The organism is Acinetobacter sp. GFQ9D191M (genome assembly GCF_011174875.1).
Lineage (GTDB): Bacteria > Pseudomonadota > Gammaproteobacteria > Pseudomonadales > Moraxellaceae > Acinetobacter.
In genome coordinates, this window is record NZ_JAALGV010000059.1 from 1 (window position 1) to 18418 (window position 18418).

Consider the following 18418-nt stretch of genomic DNA (forward strand, 5'->3'; position numbering starts at 1 on the left):
CTTTTTTTATCATCTTAAAGAAACTGAATGGCGTTGGATGAGGGAACCTAATGAGTTAGCAACTGAGCTGTGGAACCTCATTAGGTAAAATTAAGTGTAAATCTGCTAGTCTAGAGCCTTATAAATATTGTTTGAATGAGCTTTCTAAAGAATCCCCCTAAATCCCCCTTTTGCAAAGGGGGACTTCAAACGAATTTGATGGCGGTTATGAAATCATGTAGTTCCTCCCTTTTTCAAAGGGAGGTTAAGAGGGATTACATTTTACCTTCATACATTTTTTTAGCTTCAACTACTTTGTCTAATTTTCTATGAATTAAGGACACAGTTGATAAAATATCTAAAGCATCTTGTTCATCTATATTCCATGTGATTTTAGGGGCATGAGCTGTAGTATTTCTAAATGTTCCAAATATCCCTTTAAGTAAATGCATAAAACCGTTTTGTTCACTCTGATGACTTGGTGTAGCTAAACTATTTAAGGCTAAATAAGGAACTTTATTTTTATATGCAAAAGCTTGATCTACTAATTCAGAACCATCACTTGTTAGTTTTGTTTTGATTCTAATTTTCTCAGCAATACTTTTAGTGGCTTCAAAAACCGCATGAAAATAATTATCTACAAGTAGTTCTGCTCTACAGAAGGCTAAAACATCAGGATGTATTTTTCTATCTAATAAAGTTTTTCTTAAATTTTGTGCTCGTGCTTCAGCTTCATCAAAAGTTTGAACTTTGTCTGCTTGCTTGAGTTCGCCACTTTCATTGAGTTCAAAACCTTCAAATGACAATACATAATTCAATTCAGTTCGTATATTTTCAAACCATTCTTTTCTATGGATATGTCGTGAAGGACGCATAACATACTTAATAAAAGCTAAGACATTATTGGAACAGCGATCTTCAGTTTGTTTTGAGTATAGAGCATCATATAAGCGTTTCCATTTTGTTGAATTTAATTGAAGATCTTTGATATTACATTCAGCCAGATACTTGGTAATTTCTGTTCCTGAAAGCCCATTATTAGTTTCACCTAAAGTTTTACAGATGCTCTCTAAGCTTCCAAGATCTAAACTTTTTATTATTGCCATTTGTCAATTTTAAATTTTTCATGGATTTAAGCATTCTAAATATTCATTTTATTTATAGCAATTTAATCCCTTCCAATCTCCCTTTAAAAAGGGAGGAGCTGTTATGTAATTAAATTAATACGTGAAATTCCCCTCTTTGAAAAAAGAGGGGTTAGGGGAGATTAAAAACAAAAAAATCCCCTCACTCGAGGGGATTTTTTATATTCGATAAGAATGGATTCTTCCCCCTTTATCAAAGGGGGATCGAGGGGGATTAAACCACTGAATCATCCAGATTTGGCGCTAACCAGCGTTTCGCTTCATCCAGTGTCCAGCCTTTACGCTTCGCATAATCTTCCAGTTGATCACCAGAGATTTTACCCACGTTAAAGTATTCAGTTTCAGGGTTTGCATAATAGAAACCACTCACTGATGAAGGTGGCCACATCGCAAAGCTAGAAGTCAGGTAAGTACCCATCTTCTCAGTCGTACCTAACCAGTCAAACAATGGCGCTTTTTCAGAATGTTCAGGACAAGCTGGGTAGCCCGGCGCAGGACGGATGCCGACATACTTCTCTTTGATCAATTCATCATTGTCCAGAGTTTCGTCAGCCTGATAGCCCCAGAACTCTTTACGGATCCGCTGGTGCAGATGCTCTGCAAAGGCTTCCGCAAAACGGTCACCCAAGGCTTGAACCATAATCGCATTATAGTCATCACCTTTGGCTTTATATTCCTGAGACAATTCTTCCGCACCGAAGATCGAAACGGTAAAGCCACCCAGATAATCCTGAGCCACATCTTTAGGCGCAATAAAGTCAGCCAATGAGTAGTTAGCCTTACCGGTTACTTTGTCAGACTGCTGACGCAAGTGTTCGAAAGTATGCGTTACATTGCCAGCTTCATCAGTCACAGCAACCGTATCTGAACCGGTACGATTTGCAGGGTAGATGCTGAAAGTAGCACGTGCATCGAACCGTTTATTTTCGATGATGTCTTTCAACATCGCCTGTGCTTGTGCATACAGGTCACGTGCGGCTTCACCCACGACTTCATCTTCAAGGATTTTCGGGAATTTGCCCGCAAGACTCCAAGAGATAAAGAACGGTGTCCAGTCAAAGTATTCCACCAAAGTTTCTAAAGGGTAGTTGGTGAAAGTTTGTGAGCCAATGAAGTTTGGTTTAAATGGTGCATTCTTGTCGAAGTCGATTTTGAAACCATTTTCAACTGATTCTGCATAAGACAGCTTCGCCGCTTTTGGCTGTTTGTTGGCAAGACGGGTACGGATTTTTTCATAATCCGCTGCATAGTCTGCTGCCAGTTTTGGCTTCATTTCGGCAGAAAGCAATTGAGTCGCCACACCTACAGCACGAGAAGCATCAGCCGTGTAGTACACGCCATCATTCTGGTATTGCGGAGCAATCTTCACTGCAGTATGCGCTTTAGAAGTCGTTGCGCCACCAATCATCAATGGAATGTTAAAACCTTTACGCTGCATTTCTTTAGCAACGAAGACCATTTCATCTAGAGAAGGGGTGATCAGACCAGACAAACCGATGATGTCAACTTTCTCATCAATCGCAGTTTGCAGAATCTTTTCACATGGCACCATCACACCAAGATCAACCACGTCATAACCGTTACAGCCCAGTACCACGCCTACGATATTCTTACCGATGTCATGTACGTCGCCTTTTACGGTCGCCATCAGGATTTTACCTTTGGCTTCGCCTTGGGTTTTTTCTGCTTCGATGTACGGGTTCAACCAAGCTACGGCCTGTTTCATGACACGTGCAGATTTCACTACCTGTGGCAGGAACATCTTACCGGCACCGAACAGGTCACCGACTACGTTCATACCGGCCATTAATGGGCCTTCGATTACGTCGAGTGGACGAACAGCTTTCAGGCGAGCTTCTTCAGTATCCTGGTCGATGTAAGTGGTAATACCTTTAACCAGTGCATATTCAAGACGCTTTTCAACGCTTTCATTACGCCATTCAAGGTTTTCTTCCGCTTTTTGTGCACCACCTTGACCACGGTATTTTTCAGCTATTTCCAGCAATTTTTCAGTTGCTTCATTACCGCTTTCACCTTGGTTACGATTCAGGATCACATCTTCAACCGCATCTTTCAGGTCTTTGTCGATGTCATCGTAAATTGCTAGCTGACCAGCATTCACAATACCCATGGTTAAACCTTGCTGAATACCGTAGTACAGGAATACCGCATGGATCGCTTCACGTACCGGCTCATTACCACGGAATGAGAACGATACGTTGGAGATACCACCAGAAATCATCGCATTTGGCAGGTTCTGTTTGATCCAGCCAGTGGCTTCGATGAAATCGACTGCATAGTTGTTGTGTTCTTCGATACCGGTTGCTACCGCAAACACGTTCGGGTCGAAAATGATATCTTCAGAAGGGAAGCCAACTTCATTCACCAGCACGTCATAAGAACGCTTACAGATTTGTTTTTTGCGTTCCGCAGTATCAGCCTGACCATTTTCATCGAATGCCATCACGATCACCGCAGCACCATATTGACGGCAGAGGCGGGCACGTTCTACAAACTCGTCATAACCTTCTTTCAGGGAAATCGAGTTAACAACCGCTTTACCTTGTACGCATTTCAGACCAGCTTCAATGATTTCCCATTTTGATGAGTCAATCATGATTGGCACACGAGAAATATCAGGTTCAGATGCCACCAGATTCAGGAAGTGCACCATCGCACCTTCTGAATCGAGCATGCCTTCATCCATGTTGATGTCGATGATCTGTGCACCGGCTTCAACCTGTTGACGCGCAACATCTAGCGCTTCTGCAAAGTTTTCTTCTTTAATCAGACGCAGGAATTTTTTAGAACCGGTGACGTTGGTACGCTCACCCACGTTCACGAACAATGAATCTTTGGTGATGTTAAATGGTTCCAAACCACTTAGGCGGCACGCTGGTTCAATTTCAGGAACCTGACGCGGCGCAATCCCTTCAACTGCTTGAGCAATCGCGCGGATGTGATCCGGCGTGGTACCACAACAACCACCGGTAATGTTGATCAGACCACTTTCAGCAAATTCTTTAATGAAGGCTGCAGTTTCTTCCGGAGTTTCATCATAACCACCGAAAGCATTTGGCAAGCCAGCGTTTGGATGCGCAGACACAAAAGTATCAGCCACATCAGACACGGTTTTCACATGTGGACGCATCGCATCTGCACCAAGGGCACAGTTGAAACCAATTGAAATCGGTTCTGCATGACGCATTGAGTTCCAGAACGCTTCTGCAGTTTGACCAGTCAGAGTACGGCCAGACGCATCAGTAATCGTACCTGAGATCATGATTGGCAATTCAGTGCCTAGTTCTTTAAATACTTCTTTCACTGCAAAGATGGCAGCTTTGGCGTTTAAAGTATCGAATACGGTTTCGATCAGGATGATATCAACACCACCTTCAATCAAGGCCTTGGTTGATTCGATGTAATTCACTTTCAATTCGTCAAAAGTGATATTACGGAAAGCAGGGTCATTTACATTTGGTGAAATCGACGTAGTACGTGATGTCGGCCCAATCACACCTGCCACAAAACGTGGTTTTTCAGGCGTTGAGTATTTTGCACAGGCTTCTTTGGCAAGACGCGCCGCTTCACGGTTGATCTCAGGAACCAGATCTTCCATGTGATAGTCAGACATTGAAACACGGGTGCCGTTAAAGGTATTGGTTTCAATAATATCGGCACCGGCTTCAAGATAGGCTTCGTGAATGCCTTGAATAATCTGTGGCTGAGTCAGCACAAGTAAGTCGTTATTGCCTTTAAGGTCGTATGCCCAATCAGCAAAACGCTCACCACGATAATCGGCTTCTTCCAATTTATGGCGTTGGATCATGGTACCCATCGCACCATCGATAATTAAAATTCTCTTGGCAAGAAGTTCTTTTAGGGTGGCAAGTGTGGACATTCAAACTTTCTCAGTAAGCATCAAAAACGGCAATAATCTTAACAGATTAGTGCGCAGTTTTCTGTAACGCTTATACAGAATGCTGGATATGCTTGATATGAAAATTTGATAAAGAAACTCAAGCCGGTATAGAAAGCTGAAAACAGATGGAAATCTGGAAATTAAAGTTTTTGATAAAAGGGTACGACTGGAAAATAAAATGTAAGCAGCTTTCATCAGAGTGTCATATTATAAAGCTAATCTTTAGCCAAATATGACAGGCTCGGAAATATGACAGCCGGGTAGGCATGATCAGATATATTGCAAAACATGAATAAAGCTGGGCGATTCAAGCGTTTTATTTTTAATAAATAATTGATTGTATTTGTATATTTTTAAAATTTAGAGCATGTGGTTACAGGATAAACGGCAACGAGAAAGTCTAAAAAACTGGTTTATATGACAGCACTTTGTCATATAATTGTCACAATTTAACTGAACAATATGGGGATTCTTGAATCCTCTATTCCTGCTTGCATGAATTCTAATCAAACTCCCTTAGGTTCAGCACAACAGTCGCCTTCTGATAAGCCGGCCAATGTTCATGTGCCCACACCGAAATTTTTTATGCCGGTGTTTCTGACTCTAATTATCTCCACGCTGATCTATATCGGCTTCCAATTGACTTCAGATTTAGCTCATGTCCCACCGATCGGTCTGTATTCAATGCTTCTTTTAGGCACGGCGTTATTCATTGCGCTGGGCTTCGAATTCGTCAACGGTTTCCACGACACGGCCAATGCGGTTGCGACCGTGATTTATACCAATGCATTGTCTGCACCGGTTGCAGTCATGTGGGCAGGTTTTTGTAATTTCCTTGGGGTAATGGTGGCCAGTGGTGCTGTTGCATACGGAATCATTGCATTATTGCCTGTCGAACTGATCATGAATGTCGGCACAGGTGCCGGTTTTGCTATGGTTTTTGCCATGCTGATCGCTGCGATTCTCTGGAATTTGGGCACCTGGTTTCTTGGTATTCCTGCTTCCAGTTCACATACCTTGATCGGTTCGATTCTGGGTGTGGGCATCATGAACTATCTGTTGAATTCGGGTGGTGGCGCTTCTGGTGTGGATATGGAGCAGGTGCTGAAAGTTGGTAAAGCATTGCTGTTTTCACCTTTGATCGGTTTTGCTTTTGCTGGAGTGCTATTCCTGCTGGTGAAAAAGATCTTCAGAAAGCAGCTTGAATTGTTTAAGCCACCTGAAGGCAACAAACCACCACCACCGCTGATTCGTGCCATTCTGATCTTTACCTGCACTGGTGTAAGCTTCGCGCATGGTTCAAATGATGGTCAAAAAGGTATGGGTCTGATTATGCTGATCCTGATCGGCTGTGTACCTTTGGCATATTCACTGAATAAAAATCTGGATGCAGCACATATCCAGTCTTTTGGTCAGTTGTCTGCGCAAACGGCTGATGCGATTTATCCGCAGCATGCAGATATTCCAGACGAAAAAGCACGTGCCATCATTACCACATACATTCAAACCAAAGAATTGAATGCTGAGGTTGTTCCTGCATTGGCAAGCCTGACAGATCATTTGGGTGATAAAGTTGGTAGCTATAGCAATATCAAGGATGTTCCAGAAGCACAAGTTTCAGAATTCCGTAATGACATGTACCTGAGTACCACAGCGTTTAAACGTCTGGATAAAGCAGAAGCTTTACCGGCAATGAGCGAGGCTCAGGAACAAACCGTTGATGAGTATCGCGACAACCTGGATTCATTCCTGCAATACATTCCAACCTGGGTAAAAGTCGCAACAGCCTTGGCACTTGGTCTGGGAACGATGGTCGGCTGGAAACGAATTGTCGTGACTGTGGGTGAACGGATCGGTAAAGAACATATGACTTATGGTCAGGGCATGTCTGCTGAGCTAGTAGCCATGTCTACGATTGCGGCTGCTGATGGCTTTGGTATGCCAGTCTCTACCACGCACGTTTTAAACTCTGCGGTTGCAGGTACCATGGTGGCGAACAAGTCCGGTCTGAACTTCAAAATGGTGAAGTCAATTCTGTCTGCTTGGGTATTTACGCTGCCAGCAACGATCTGTTTATCTGGTGCGCTGTACTGGTTGTTGTTAAAAGTTTTCTAAAAGATTGGAAGTAAAAAAACGCTGCAAAGGCAGCGTTTTTTTATGGATGGGAGAAAATTTTCTAACCTTAAAATTGGTGATTTTTTTTGCTGAAATAGAAGACCGTTTGTTATCCAATGGCTTGCAAAATTATAAGGGATGCTCTCTATTGGATGAGTAGCATTGCTGCGCAAGGGGTGAGGGTAATCAGAAGGCTAAAAGTACTTTAATAGAAGGATTAATAGCTAATTTCAACTAAATGTAAAAAATGAGTATTTCTTAGCCTTACTTTTGAAAGATGAGAAGTGCACTTCGCAAGGTAACAAAAATCTTTTGTTAAGCTGATGATATGTCCCTATATCACAGCCTAACGGCGACATCCATGTCGCCTGACCAATAAAATTGATTTCGTCTTTATTTCAGAAAAAATTACTTCTTCAACTTACCCAATAATCCCTTTGGTAATTTATCCGTTGCAAAACCATAAAGCGCGGCAAATGGTAGAGCAGTACGTGCCAGATAAGCCACACGCCATAAACCGCCATGATTTGCGCCTGACATCATCAACTCAAGTGGATGGTTGAGTTGTACATTAGGATTTGCAACAGACTCAGAGTTGCGTAAGTCATGAATCCACAATGCCGCCATAATCGCATTGGTGGTTTCAGGTGCAAAAGCTTCTACATCAAACAGGCTGGCACCATTAAACGCAGCTTTCAGCAGTGGGTTCTTGGTCACAGAGTAAGTTGTGGTTGAAGGGGCGATATTGATGCTCACTTGCTGCCCGTTGGCACGAGCCAATGTTGCACGCCATTGCTGGATGCGTTTAGCCAGTGCATAGTTCGGACCTTGCTCAACGACCAGACAGTCACAAACACCATAAGACTTGTCGCTAACCTTAAACAGATCCTGCTCATTCTTCTGGAAGAAATGCTTGCGTGAAATCAGGGAAATACCTTTGGTCAAAGTACTTTCTAGTTTAGATAGTTGCTGGTATTTGCTTTGAGAAGCGTAAACCACTTCTTCTGGAACTGCGTATACATCGGTTGGGGTACACATGTACATCAGGCTGGTATTGGCTTTTTGCTCGCTGACATATTTCATAATAGCATCCATCGCCATCGAAACACGCACATGCTTTTCACCGTCCAGATAAGCAATTGCCGCCAAATCCAGATCCTGCTTGAACTGAATCAGCCATTGAGCAATTTCGGGAATTTGAGTCAGCAGGTTGGCGCCCAGTTTTTCTTTTAGAACTTCCAGTGAAGTATCAGCAGGAAGAGCTTCAACTGATGGTGCATATAAAGTCGCATTACCTTGGCTAACCGTATCCAGAATTTTGCCCCATACGCGTGTATTCGGCAGATCGATCGCGACGATATTGGCTTTCCATTTCGACAGCCAGGTCAGTGGACCGGCTTCAGAGGCAGCACCGAAAAGTACTGTAGTGCGATCGGATAAGTCAAACCATTCTGGATGAGCAATACATTTACGCAGGGCATTAGCATGACTTGATTCGACAATGCCACGATCTTCCCAAGACTGGATTTGATCAAGTAAATCCTGTCCTTGCAGCTTTTTGCCATGGTAAGGTACATACCATTCTGGGGCTCTTTCAGAGTGACCTTTCAGTTGGAAAGTATGCAGTTTCTGCGCAGGCAAGGACATCACATCTTTCAGTAGATGCTTCTGACCATCACGATAAAACTCAAAACTGGCATGTGCAGTTTCTAGACCTTGCTTGGCAATACTTAGTGCTGCACCTGCGGAGCGTAATCCATCTTCAACCAGATGTTTAAAGTGTACTGGATATTGCTTACGCCAGTTCTTTTCCTGTTGTGCTGCAGTAGCATGTACAGGATCGACTGCGCCTAAGGCTTCAGAAATAATGTTACGGCCGATTTTCGATGTGCTTGGTTTTTGTTGTGAAGCAGAAATGGGAAATTGAAGACCGTCTAGGGAAGTGGACATGCAAAATATCTCGCAACTTACAGCAATTAATATACAGATGTATACATTATCGCTGCTAAGTTGCTTCCTGGGTTGGCATTAAATTCCAGTCTTGGGTCTTAATTTATTACGAGATGTTTCAAATAAAAAGGAAGCTTGAAGCTTCCTTTTTAGCAATAGGTTAAAAATTAATTCGCTGTGCCTTTAATGAGTTCTTCCAGCATGAAAGCGGTATTGTCCAAACCCGCACCGGTAATGTACCAGGCATCAGCATTCACATAGATCACTTTTTTCTCTGCCAAGACTTTGGCATTTTTCAATACAGAGTGTTTCTGAATATTATCCTGAGCGGTGTATTTCTGGGTATTCACTGCACCACGATCCAGGACAATGATGTAATCTGGATTCTTCTCAATGGCTGCTGTAATACGCTGAATATTTTTCTCAGCTGCTTTCAATGCTTCTGGAGAGCCGGCTTCTGGACGGGGTGCATCCGACTGTTCAGAGGGATCCAAGACTGGTTTAAAACCTGCTAATTCATAGACAAAGCCAAAACGGTCATTTTCTGCATGTGGCATAAAATTTTCACCGACCGCAAACAGCATCAGTGCAGTTTTGCCTTCAGTCTGCTTTTTAAGCTGTTGCTGCAGCGTTGCGATTTTACCGAGCTTTTCAGTAGCAATTTTCTCTTTACCAAATGCACGAGCCAAGACAAGGGTACGTTCCGTCAGATTGGCAATATATTGGCTAGTATCTGGAGTAAGATCTAAAGTCGGAGCAATACCTTTAACTGCCTCGGCTTTAGAAGCCGAACGGCCACCAATAATAATTAGGTCGGGCTTAGCAGTTTTTAGTACATTGAGATCCGGTTCGAACAGTGAACCAGCTTTGGTGAATTTGTCCTGCTGGTATTTGCTTAAGTTGCCTGCAAAGCTTGCAGAAGGCACCAACTGAGCTTCAAGCCCTAGTGCATTCAAGGTATCCAGTGCAGACAGGTCATACACTGCGATCTTTTTTGGCGCTTTTTTAAGTTGAATATTTTGGTTTTTATAGTCGAAAGTGACCTGTGCAGAAACTGTAAAAGAAGTTGTCAGTCCTAATATTGTGGCAAGTGCTAAAGTCTTAAATTCCATGTTTATTCCTCTAAATTCGCGACAAGATTAGCATAATTAGTGGAAATGAAAATCATTTTCATATGTGAATGATTAAAAAAGGGATATTTGCTATCCCTTAATCATTCAAAACTTTAGAAGGGGATTTGAGTCAATTTATTCAGGAAATGCGGAATAAGTCGTGGCTCCAGAATAATCGTCATCACCACACCATAAGCTGCACCCCAAAGATGGGCACTGTGATTAATATTGCTGTTGCCACGTTTGCCCGACCAAATGCTATAGGCCACATATAAAACAGCAAAAATAATCGCAGGGACTGGAATAAAGAATACGAAAATCAGCTTCCATGGTTCAAACAGAATATAAGCGAACAGAACCGCGGATACTGCACCGGAAGCACCTAAGCTGGCCCAGCGCGCATCATTTTTATGTTTCAGATAACTTGGCAGAATCGCTGCAACCAGACCACCTAGATAAAACAGGATAAAGCCCAGATCATATAAATACTGGCGATAAAAACTTTCAATAATGCTGCCGAAAAAGAACAGCGTGATCATATTGAATAGTAAATGCGTGCCATCTGCATGGATAAAACCATGGGTAATGAAACGGTCATATTGACCACGTTGCATGGCAGGCGGCCAGAAAATCAGACGATTCATTACCGTTTCTTTTGAAAAAGCAATAAAAGAAACAATACAGGTGATCAGAATAATAGTGACAGTATGATTAAAAGGTAAATCAAGCATATAAGTAATTCTGGTTCTATCTATTTGACAATGATCATGCCATTAAAACAAATCTAAAGTGCGACTTTTATAATAAATCCGACAATTTTGGTTGAATTTTTATAATTACCCCGCATCTTCAGTTAAAATAGCAGCTTCAGCTTGAGGAAATTATTGTTATGTCGACTGAGAACAGCAACACTCCGGTTGCAGAAGAAATTCCAAATCTTTTGATTACACCGACAGCACAAGAGTATTTAAAGGATCTATTGGACAAACAGAATACACCAGGTATTGGCGTACGTGTGTTTGTAGAAAATCCGGGTACACCGCGCGCTGAATGTTGCATGGCTTATAGTGCACCTGATGAGGTTGTACCTACAGACTATAAGCAGGAATATCCAGATTTTCCGGCCTATATTGACTCTCCGTCAATTCCATACTTGCTAGATGCAGTTATTGACTACAATAAAGACCGTTTTGGTGGTCAGCTGACTTTCCGTGCACCAAACTCTAAAGTGCCACGTGTCGGTCCTGATGCCTCTGTAGAAGAACGTATTACCTATGTGCTTCAGTCAGAAATTAACCCGGGTCTTGCAGGTCATGGTGGTAACTGTGCACTGGTCGAAGTGGTTGAAGATCCTGAGCATGGCTTAACTGCGGTTCTTAAATTTGGTGGTGGTTGCCAAGGCTGTTCAGCAATTGATGTGACTTTAAAACAAGGCGTTGAAACAACCTTGAAACAGCACATTCCTGAGTTGGCACGTGTCGTTGACCAGACTGACCATACTCAAGCTGAAGGTGCTTATTTCAAATAAGTCTCTAATAAAATTTAGCTTGTAAAAAATACCTCGAATGCTCGGGGTATTTTTTTATCTAAATTTAATAATGATAATAATTATCAATACTAATTGTATTTATAGTTACATTTGATACAATGCGTGACAATTTCAACATGATTTCTTCATCAAAATGACTTTGGGGCGTATAAAGCATGACTAAGCCATTCATAAAATCGACTATAGCTTTTGCTGTATTTACAGCGATGACGGGTAATACATTTGCAGTAGAAGAAACAGCTGTTCCGCAAGCTGAAGCAACAAAACTGCAAACGATTGTGGTGACTGCAACAGGCTATGAGCAGGATCTTGCTAAAGCGCCAGCATCCATTACAGTGATTGATCGTGAAGAATTAGATAAACGCGAATATAACGATATTACGGATGTATTACGTAATGCCCCAGGGGTAGTAGTTTCAGGTGCGGGATCTGCACAGACCATTAGTATCCGCGGGATGAGCTCAAACTACACTTTGTTCCTGGTAGATGGTAAACGTCAATATGGCAAGGATGTGAACCCGAATGGTGATGATGGCGGTTTTGAAAAAAATATTCTGCCACCGATTGCTGCCATTGAGCGTATTGAAATTATCCGTGGTCCTGCTTCAACGCTATACGGTTCAGATGCGATGGGTGGGGTAGTCAATATCATTACCAAAAAAGTATCGGATGAATGGTCTGGGAATGTTGAATTAGGAACCATCGTTCAGGACAGTAACCGTTCAGGTGACATTAAAAATGGTTCTGCCTATCTGACAGGCCCTTTAATTGCAGATAAGCTTGGCTTGCAACTGGCAGTTAATAAACAAGAACGTACAGAAGATAATTATGTGGGTGGTTTCCGTGGAACAGAACGTGAAAGCTTAAATTCACGTCTGACCTATGCAATTAATGATGATCATGATGTACAGCTTGAAGCCAATTTTGTTCAGCAGGAATCGACGACATCGGTAGGAAAAACGGTAGAGCCAGCTCAAGGGGCAGAAGACTCTTTCTCGCGTAATTACCGTAATGTTTATTCAGTGACACATAATGGCCGTTATAGCGATAATTTGGACAGCTCATCCTATATCCAATATGAAAATTCAAAGAACCCGGATCGTGGCAATACCGAGCTGGGAACTAAAGGAATCACGCTGGATACCTGGACGGCGAACAGTCAGTGGAACTGGTTATTAGGCGATCATACCTTGTCCTTCGGCGGATATTTCAAGGATGAAAAACTAGTCGATAAAGCAACGAACCGTAATCCAAATGCGCCTGAATTTAGTGAGCTTACACGCTGGTCTGCTGCTGCCTTCCTCGAAGATACCTGGAGTATGACGGATCGTTTCGACTTAACGGCTGGTCTACGTTATGACCATGATGAAAACTATAGCGGCCATTTATCACCACGACTTTATGGCGTCTATTCTGTAAATGATAATTTCGTTGTAAAAGGCGGTGTAGCAACCGGTTATAAACAGCCTGATATTCGCGCAGCTACTGAAGGCTTCTATAGCGTAACGGGTGGTGGCGGTTCGCCATTACCGACAGGTCGTGGCATTATCCGTGCCAATCCAGACTTGGAACCTGAATCAAGCGTGTCGACTGAATTAGGTTTTAACTGGAAAAATGATTATATCAATACGTCGCTTACAGGCTTTATCACTAAATATGAAGACCGGATTACGGAAGTTCGTGCCTGTGAAACCGATACTGACGGTACAACCACAAACCGTAATAACTGGCAGAACTGGAGCTGTTTCGAAGGGGATATTCCATTCTACTTTATCAGTGAGCGGATTAACGTCGATAAAGCAGAAATTCGCGGTGTAGAAGCTACTGTAGAAGCTGACCTGAATGATTACACGACTTTAACTGCCAACTATACCTATACCGATTCAGAGTTTAAATCGGGTGATTTTAAAGGTCAGCCACTGAACCAGATGCCGGAACATATGTTTAATATTGGCGTGGATTATGATTTAAATGATGCACTGAATGTATGGAGCCGTTTGCATTATCGTTCTGAAACCTCAGCGTACTTGAGCCGTACTTCTATGGCTGAACCTAATCCTGGTTATCAGTTTGTAGATGTCGGTTTTAACTACAAATTTAGCCCGAATTTAACAGGTAAATTTGGCGTATATAATGTTCTTGATGAAAAAGCTGAAGATATTGATGGCGATCAGCTTTTGGATGGCCGTCGTTACGGTATCAGCTTGAATGCTAAATTCTAAAAATAACTAATAGAAAAAGCCGCTCTCGAGCGGCTTTTTTTAGTCTTCAATCTTTAAAATTTTTAAGGTATTTTCAGCATAATAGAATTTTTCCAGATAGGCACGGGCACGTTCACGCAAATAGCCCTGATGAATCATCTGCTGAATAATCGGTGTCAGCAATTCATTCAATTCATGTTGAATCAATGCTTCATCAATATTTAGATCACGCAATAACTGGTCAAAGGTATGTTCCTGATTGCGTACATACCAGGTATAAATCCCGTCATGCAGTTGCTGCTGCATATATTCCGTCTGGCGCATATGATCCCAGATTTCGTGCCCCAAACTTACCGTCTGGTTCAGATCCTGGGTTTCAATATAGTTCTTGAGCACGGACAGCGGCATGTCTTTGATCTTATGCCAGAGATTGGCCTGAAAATGGTATAGCTTGTCATCATCAAAGTGCTGGTTCAGGACATGTTCACTCATTTGGCTGAGTTTTAAAATATTTTTTTGCAGATAACGGGAGACCGTGTTGTCCAGACTGGAATCCGTGACATTTTCTAGAACAGATTTGCCCATTTTCATAAAACGGGAAACACCCGGCACACTCTTGGCAATCACAGAATTATCCAGATAATCCTGAATCGAATGCTGGATCAGTTGCGTAATCATGGCCGAGAAAGCAGGGTTATTCACCACCGCTTTGATTAGGCGCTGACGATGACCACTTTTGCTGGCCACATATTGTGCAATTTTATCAATGGTCAGTACCGGAATGACATCTGCAATTTTGGTTGTATCATTGGCTGGATGAACCAATGCGAACCGGATATGTTCGGCAATCTGCTCAATCAGAAAAGAACTGGCAGCAGTATCCAGAATCTGCTTTTGTAGTAGCTGATTGATCAGTTCACAGCTCCACAGATCTTTTAGGGTCTGCTTGCGCAACCAGAGATAAAACTCATGAAACTCGCTTTGAATGGTTTCAGATTGAGAAAATACCTGATCAAGAAAATCAAGTTGAGCATCAATCAACTGCTCAATCATCGGGTGTTTCTGCATAACTTCTCTGAAACTTAATTGAAAGGAATGAGTTTATCAGCAAGTGGATTTTTTAGGGTCTGGGTCTTGGCCAAGAAAGGCAAATAATGTTGGGCGACCTGTTTTTCTGCTTCCAGAATCGGCATATGACCGACATTATTTAAAATCACTGGAGTTTCAGCACGTTTCAGCAGTGAATAGAGCTCTTTCACCACTTCGACATTAATAATTCGATCCTGTTTTCCCCATAAAATTAAAGTCGGGGCTTCCACTGTACGGGTCAGACGGGCAAAGGTATCAGGAGTATACAGCCGGTTAAGCATCACCACCTGATCAATCGATTTGCTGGTTTGTTCCGAACGGGCAATCAACAGTTTTTCCTGCGCATGTCTTAACTGGTAAGGCAATGCTGGTGGATTCTGCATCAGCTGTTTGGAGACATCTTCCAGATCGCCCGGTTTACTGACAATCAGATCTTTGAGCGCATGTGGGTCTTTGGTATAAGGCGTATTGCCCATTTTATAGATGCCGGCGCTATTTACTAGAAACAGGCTTTGGGTATCGAAAGGGTATTGGGATGCATAAACTGTCGCAATTGAACCGCCTAGAGAATGGCCAGCGACATGCAGATTTTTTTCAATCTTCAAGGTTTCGACAAAAGTACGTAATTGCGAAGTGACATTGGGTACAGACAAATCAAAATCTGCTGGAACCCGGGTATCGCCATTGCTCGGCAAATCTGGAATGATGACATGATAATACGGAGTCAAAAACTGGGCGACACGATTCCAGTTGTCGCGTGTACCTGCCAGTCCATGAATCAGGATAATCGAGGGTTTGTTTTTTGCCCCGCCTTCGCTATAACTCCAGGTCACATCACCGATTTTTAAGGTTTTGGATTGTAGACCCGCCTGGATGCGTTGCTGGCTCAGATACAGCTGTAAAACTTCGGCAGACTTGGCTTTCGGCGGCGTAAACAGATATTGGCTATGGCTCAGGCTAGATAGGCTAAGACCCAGAGCGACTAAAGTGGAATAGATAATTTTTGAGCGCAATTTTATTATTTTCTTCATTAGCACTGTCCCCTGAAAAAACTGAGCAAAAACGCTCAAAATACTTCCGTGTTATCGATTTGCAATTTATAGATGAATCAAATCGTAATCTTTCACTTATTTTAAAGCATTCCTTAATATTGTACATCTGTTAATTATTAGCTTGAGCAGAAAAACTGCCCAAAAAACGTGATGAACTTCACAGAAAAATTATCAGAACAAGAAATCATCAAAGCGCTAAAAATTTTACAGCTAATTTTTTTTGCAAGTGACATTCAAAAAATCTAGCAGTAAGATATTCCCACTAAAAACATCGATGGTAAAAAAGAATGCTCACAGCTCAGGAAGCTATAGATCGTCTTAAAAAGGGTAACCAGCGCTTTGTCAATGGTGAAACGCAGCATTTAAAATTATTATCGCATCAGCAACGTGCTGAGATGGCAGAAAGTCAGGAACCATTTGCTATTGTTTTAGGATGTTCAGATTCACGTGTACCCGCAGAGATGGTCTTTGACCAAGGGCTAGGTGATCTGTTTGTCATTCGGGTAGCAGGTAATATTGTTGCACCGTCTCAAGTCGGCAGTGTCGAATTCGCAGCAGAAAGTTTTGGCTGTCCGATTGTAATTGTCTTGGGTCATACACATTGTGGCGCTATTCATTCAACAATTGAAGCATTAACCAATCCAGCAACGCCGCCATCTGCAAATCTGATGTCAATCGTGAACCGTGTACGTCCATCAGTTGAAATTCTAATGCAGACTGAACTGAAAGATGACCTGAATAAACTGTCTAAACATGCAGTGCGCTCTAATGTGTTTGCTTCAGTAAATCAATTGCGTCATGGTTCTGCAGTTCTAGAAAGCCTGATTGCTAAAGGTAAGTTACAGGTGATTGGTGCAGAATATTCACTTGAAACCGGTGAAGTGACGTTCTTCGACTTCTAAGTAAATCTCAAGATTTGATTTAGTTAAAGGCGCCTTAGAGGGCGCCTTTAATATAAGGATAAGCATTATTTAATAAAATAGTTTGAGCTTTGGTGTTGGGATGAATCTGATCCTGTTGCATCAGGCTTTTATTGCCAGCGACGCCTTGCATAAAGAAGGGGAGCAATTTCACCTTATACTGCTGACTGACCACCTTATAGTTATTTTCAAAAGCCTTGCTATATGCCTGACCATAATTTGGCGGCATTTTCATTCCAAAAACAACCACATTCGCCTTGGCTTTCTGGCTCTGCTGTACTAGAGCAGCTAAATTTTTTTGAATCATTTGGGGTGGCTGTCCACGCAGGCCATCATTCCCGCCGAGCTCAATCACCACAACATCTGGACGGTGCGTCTGTAGCAGTTTTGGCAGCCTTGCCAAGGCACCGCTGGTGGTTTCACCGCTCACACTTGCATTGACCACTTTATGCTGTTTCGGATAGTGTTGGTCCAAACGCTTTTGTAATAAATGCACCCAACCTTGCTGTGGTTGCATGCCATAACCAGCACTTATACTGTCACCCATAATCATAATGGTCTTTGCCGACAGACTAAAAGGAATCAGGCACAGTCCAAAGAATACCAGGCAAGGCAATACACGATTTTTCTGATTTAGATCTTTCATATAGGACACGTATGATTCAAAGCAGCAACGATTCGACCATCATGCCACAAGCGATTATTTCTGCCCAGAAATTGACACAAAAGATACAACTTTCACAAAAACAACTGACTATTTTTGAAGATCTTTCGCTGGAAATTTTGACTGGAGAACAGGTCGCCATTACTGGGCGTTCCGGTTCAGGAAAGTCAACTTTACTGGGCATTTTGGCCACTTTAGATCAGGCTAGTTCCGGGCAGTTAACGGTTTGTGGAGAGCTGGTATCGAACTTGAATGAAGAACAGCGTGCTTTAGTCCGGCTAAAAAATATTGGCTTTGTATTTCAGTCTTTCCAGCTTTTACCTCATCTTACTGCGCTTGAAAATGTCATGCTGCCTTTACGTTTACAGCTAGATTTTAAATATAGTGATGCCGAACAAAAGGCGCTGGCATTGCTACAAAAGGTCGGATTAGACCGTCAGGCTCAGCAAACACCAAAAGTACTGTCGGGTGGGGAGCAGCAACGTGTCGCTATTGCCCGCGCATTGGTCAGTGAACCCAAAATCATATTTGCTGATGAACCGACAGGTAATCTGGATGGGGAAACCGCTCAGGAAATTGAACAGCTGCTCTTTCAGTTAAATCGCGAATTAGGCACCACGCTGGTTCTGGTTACCCATGATCCTGATCTGGCCCGACAATGCCAGCGTCATTTTGAACTGGTCAATGGTCAGCTGATTGAACATGCGAGTGGAGGCTGAT

13 protein-coding genes and 1 pseudogene are annotated in these 18418 nt (G+C 42.5%); 6 read left to right on the forward strand and 8 right to left on the reverse strand.

Annotation, left to right across the window (positions count from 1 at the left end; genetic code table 11):
- Positions 1-88, forward strand: a pseudogene (locus G5T77_RS08860) (IS1595 family transposase); the annotation flags it as partial.
- 166 nt (positions 89-254) lie between these two features.
- Here G5T77_RS08860 and G5T77_RS08865 read toward each other — a convergent pair.
- Both G5T77_RS08865 and metH read right to left on the reverse strand, forming a co-directional pair.
- Positions 255-1085 (reverse strand): TIGR02391 family protein, encoded by an 831-nt coding sequence (locus G5T77_RS08865; RefSeq protein WP_166137052.1) that lies wholly within the window; start codon positions 1083-1085, stop codon positions 255-257.
- A 253-nt stretch (positions 1086-1338) separates the two neighbouring features.
- Positions 1339-5025, reverse strand: coding sequence for a methionine synthase (gene metH / locus G5T77_RS08870; RefSeq protein ID WP_004783045.1), 3687 nt, complete (start codon positions 5023-5025; stop codon positions 1339-1341).
- A gap of 516 nt (positions 5026-5541) precedes the next feature.
- On the opposite strand from metH, the gene G5T77_RS08875 reads away from it, so the two are divergent.
- Positions 5542-7161: an inorganic phosphate transporter gene (locus G5T77_RS08875; RefSeq protein ID WP_166137049.1), complete on the forward strand. Its 1620-nt coding sequence runs from the start codon at positions 5542-5544 to the stop codon at positions 7159-7161.
- A gap of 408 nt (positions 7162-7569) precedes the next feature.
- On the opposite strand, the gene G5T77_RS08880 is transcribed toward G5T77_RS08875, so the two are convergent.
- From G5T77_RS08880 to G5T77_RS08890, 3 genes are all read right to left on the reverse strand, one after another.
- Positions 7570-9111 carry a hypothetical protein gene (locus G5T77_RS08880; protein ID WP_166137046.1) on the reverse strand — a complete coding sequence of 514 codons (1542 nt, stop codon included), beginning with the start codon at positions 9109-9111 and terminating at the stop codon, positions 7570-7572.
- A gap of 167 nt (positions 9112-9278) precedes the next feature.
- Positions 9279-10223: an ABC transporter substrate-binding protein gene (locus G5T77_RS08885; protein WP_166137043.1), complete on the reverse strand. Its 945-nt coding sequence runs from the start codon at positions 10221-10223 to the stop codon at positions 9279-9281.
- A 113-nt stretch (positions 10224-10336) separates the two neighbouring features.
- Positions 10337-10954: a rhomboid family intramembrane serine protease gene (locus tag G5T77_RS08890; protein ID WP_004783040.1), complete on the reverse strand. Its 618-nt coding sequence runs from the start codon at positions 10952-10954 to the stop codon at positions 10337-10339.
- A 158-nt stretch (positions 10955-11112) separates the two neighbouring features.
- Between G5T77_RS08890 and nfuA the strand changes: the two genes are divergently transcribed.
- On the forward strand, positions 11113-11751 hold the full coding sequence (nfuA, locus tag G5T77_RS08895) for a Fe-S biogenesis protein NfuA (protein ID WP_004783039.1): 639 nt from the start codon (positions 11113-11115) through the stop codon (positions 11749-11751).
- Between the two features lie 176 nt (positions 11752-11927).
- Positions 11928-13994, forward strand: coding sequence for a TonB-dependent receptor (locus tag G5T77_RS08900; RefSeq protein WP_159122829.1), 2067 nt, complete (start codon positions 11928-11930; stop codon positions 13992-13994).
- Between the two features lie 39 nt (positions 13995-14033).
- On the opposite strand, the gene G5T77_RS08905 is transcribed toward G5T77_RS08900, so the two are convergent.
- Both G5T77_RS08905 and G5T77_RS08910 read right to left on the reverse strand, forming a co-directional pair.
- Positions 14034-15041: a hypothetical protein gene (locus tag G5T77_RS08905; protein WP_125279206.1), complete on the reverse strand. Its 1008-nt coding sequence runs from the start codon at positions 15039-15041 to the stop codon at positions 14034-14036.
- Between the two features lie 14 nt (positions 15042-15055).
- Positions 15056-16093 (reverse strand): alpha/beta hydrolase, encoded by a 1038-nt coding sequence (locus G5T77_RS08910; protein ID WP_166137040.1) that lies wholly within the window; start codon positions 16091-16093, stop codon positions 15056-15058.
- A 308-nt stretch (positions 16094-16401) separates the two neighbouring features.
- Between G5T77_RS08910 and G5T77_RS08915 the strand changes: the two genes are divergently transcribed.
- Positions 16402-17016 (forward strand): carbonic anhydrase, encoded by a 615-nt coding sequence (locus G5T77_RS08915; protein ID WP_004783034.1) that lies wholly within the window; start codon positions 16402-16404, stop codon positions 17014-17016.
- 34 nt (positions 17017-17050) lie between these two features.
- Here the strand turns inward: G5T77_RS08915 and G5T77_RS08920 are convergent, their stop codons facing one another.
- Entirely contained in the window at positions 17051-17680 is a 630-nt protein-coding gene (locus G5T77_RS08920) for an arylesterase (RefSeq protein ID WP_166137037.1), read from the reverse strand.
- An 11-nt stretch (positions 17681-17691) separates the two neighbouring features.
- Between G5T77_RS08920 and G5T77_RS08925 the strand changes: the two genes are divergently transcribed.
- Positions 17692-18417 carry an ABC transporter ATP-binding protein gene (locus tag G5T77_RS08925; RefSeq protein ID WP_034704174.1) on the forward strand — a complete coding sequence of 242 codons (726 nt, stop codon included), beginning with the start codon at positions 17692-17694 and terminating at the stop codon, positions 18415-18417.
- Position 18418 lies beyond the last annotated feature (1 nt).

What these genes read in the sequence shown, in the direction of transcription:
- G5T77_RS08865 (WP_166137052.1), bottom strand. Translation starts at nt 1,085, where the DNA reads ATGGCAATAATAAAAAGTTTAGATCTTGGAAGCTTAGAGAGCATCTGT.
- metH (WP_004783045.1), bottom strand. Translation starts at nt 5,025, where the DNA reads ATGTCCACACTTGCCACCCTAAAAGAACTTCTTGCCAAGAGAATTTTA.
- G5T77_RS08875 (WP_166137049.1), top strand. Translation starts at nt 5,542, where the DNA reads ATGAATTCTAATCAAACTCCCTTAGGTTCAGCACAACAGTCGCCTTCT.
- G5T77_RS08880 (WP_166137046.1), bottom strand. Translation starts at nt 9,111, where the DNA reads ATGTCCACTTCCCTAGACGGTCTTCAATTTCCCATTTCTGCTTCACAA.
- G5T77_RS08885 (WP_166137043.1), bottom strand. Translation starts at nt 10,223, where the DNA reads ATGGAATTTAAGACTTTAGCACTTGCCACAATATTAGGACTGACAACT.
- G5T77_RS08890 (WP_004783040.1), bottom strand. Translation starts at nt 10,954, where the DNA reads ATGCTTGATTTACCTTTTAATCATACTGTCACTATTATTCTGATCACC.
- nfuA (WP_004783039.1), top strand. Translation starts at nt 11,113, where the DNA reads ATGTCGACTGAGAACAGCAACACTCCGGTTGCAGAAGAAATTCCAAAT.
- G5T77_RS08900 (WP_159122829.1), top strand. Translation starts at nt 11,928, where the DNA reads ATGACTAAGCCATTCATAAAATCGACTATAGCTTTTGCTGTATTTACA.
- G5T77_RS08905 (WP_125279206.1), bottom strand. Translation starts at nt 15,041, where the DNA reads ATGCAGAAACACCCGATGATTGAGCAGTTGATTGATGCTCAACTTGAT.
- G5T77_RS08910 (WP_166137040.1), bottom strand. Translation starts at nt 16,093, where the DNA reads ATGAAGAAAATAATAAAATTGCGCTCAAAAATTATCTATTCCACTTTA.
- G5T77_RS08915 (WP_004783034.1), top strand. Translation starts at nt 16,402, where the DNA reads ATGCTCACAGCTCAGGAAGCTATAGATCGTCTTAAAAAGGGTAACCAG.
- G5T77_RS08920 (WP_166137037.1), bottom strand. Translation starts at nt 17,680, where the DNA reads ATGAAAGATCTAAATCAGAAAAATCGTGTATTGCCTTGCCTGGTATTC.
- G5T77_RS08925 (WP_034704174.1), top strand. Translation starts at nt 17,692, where the DNA reads ATGATTCAAAGCAGCAACGATTCGACCATCATGCCACAAGCGATTATT.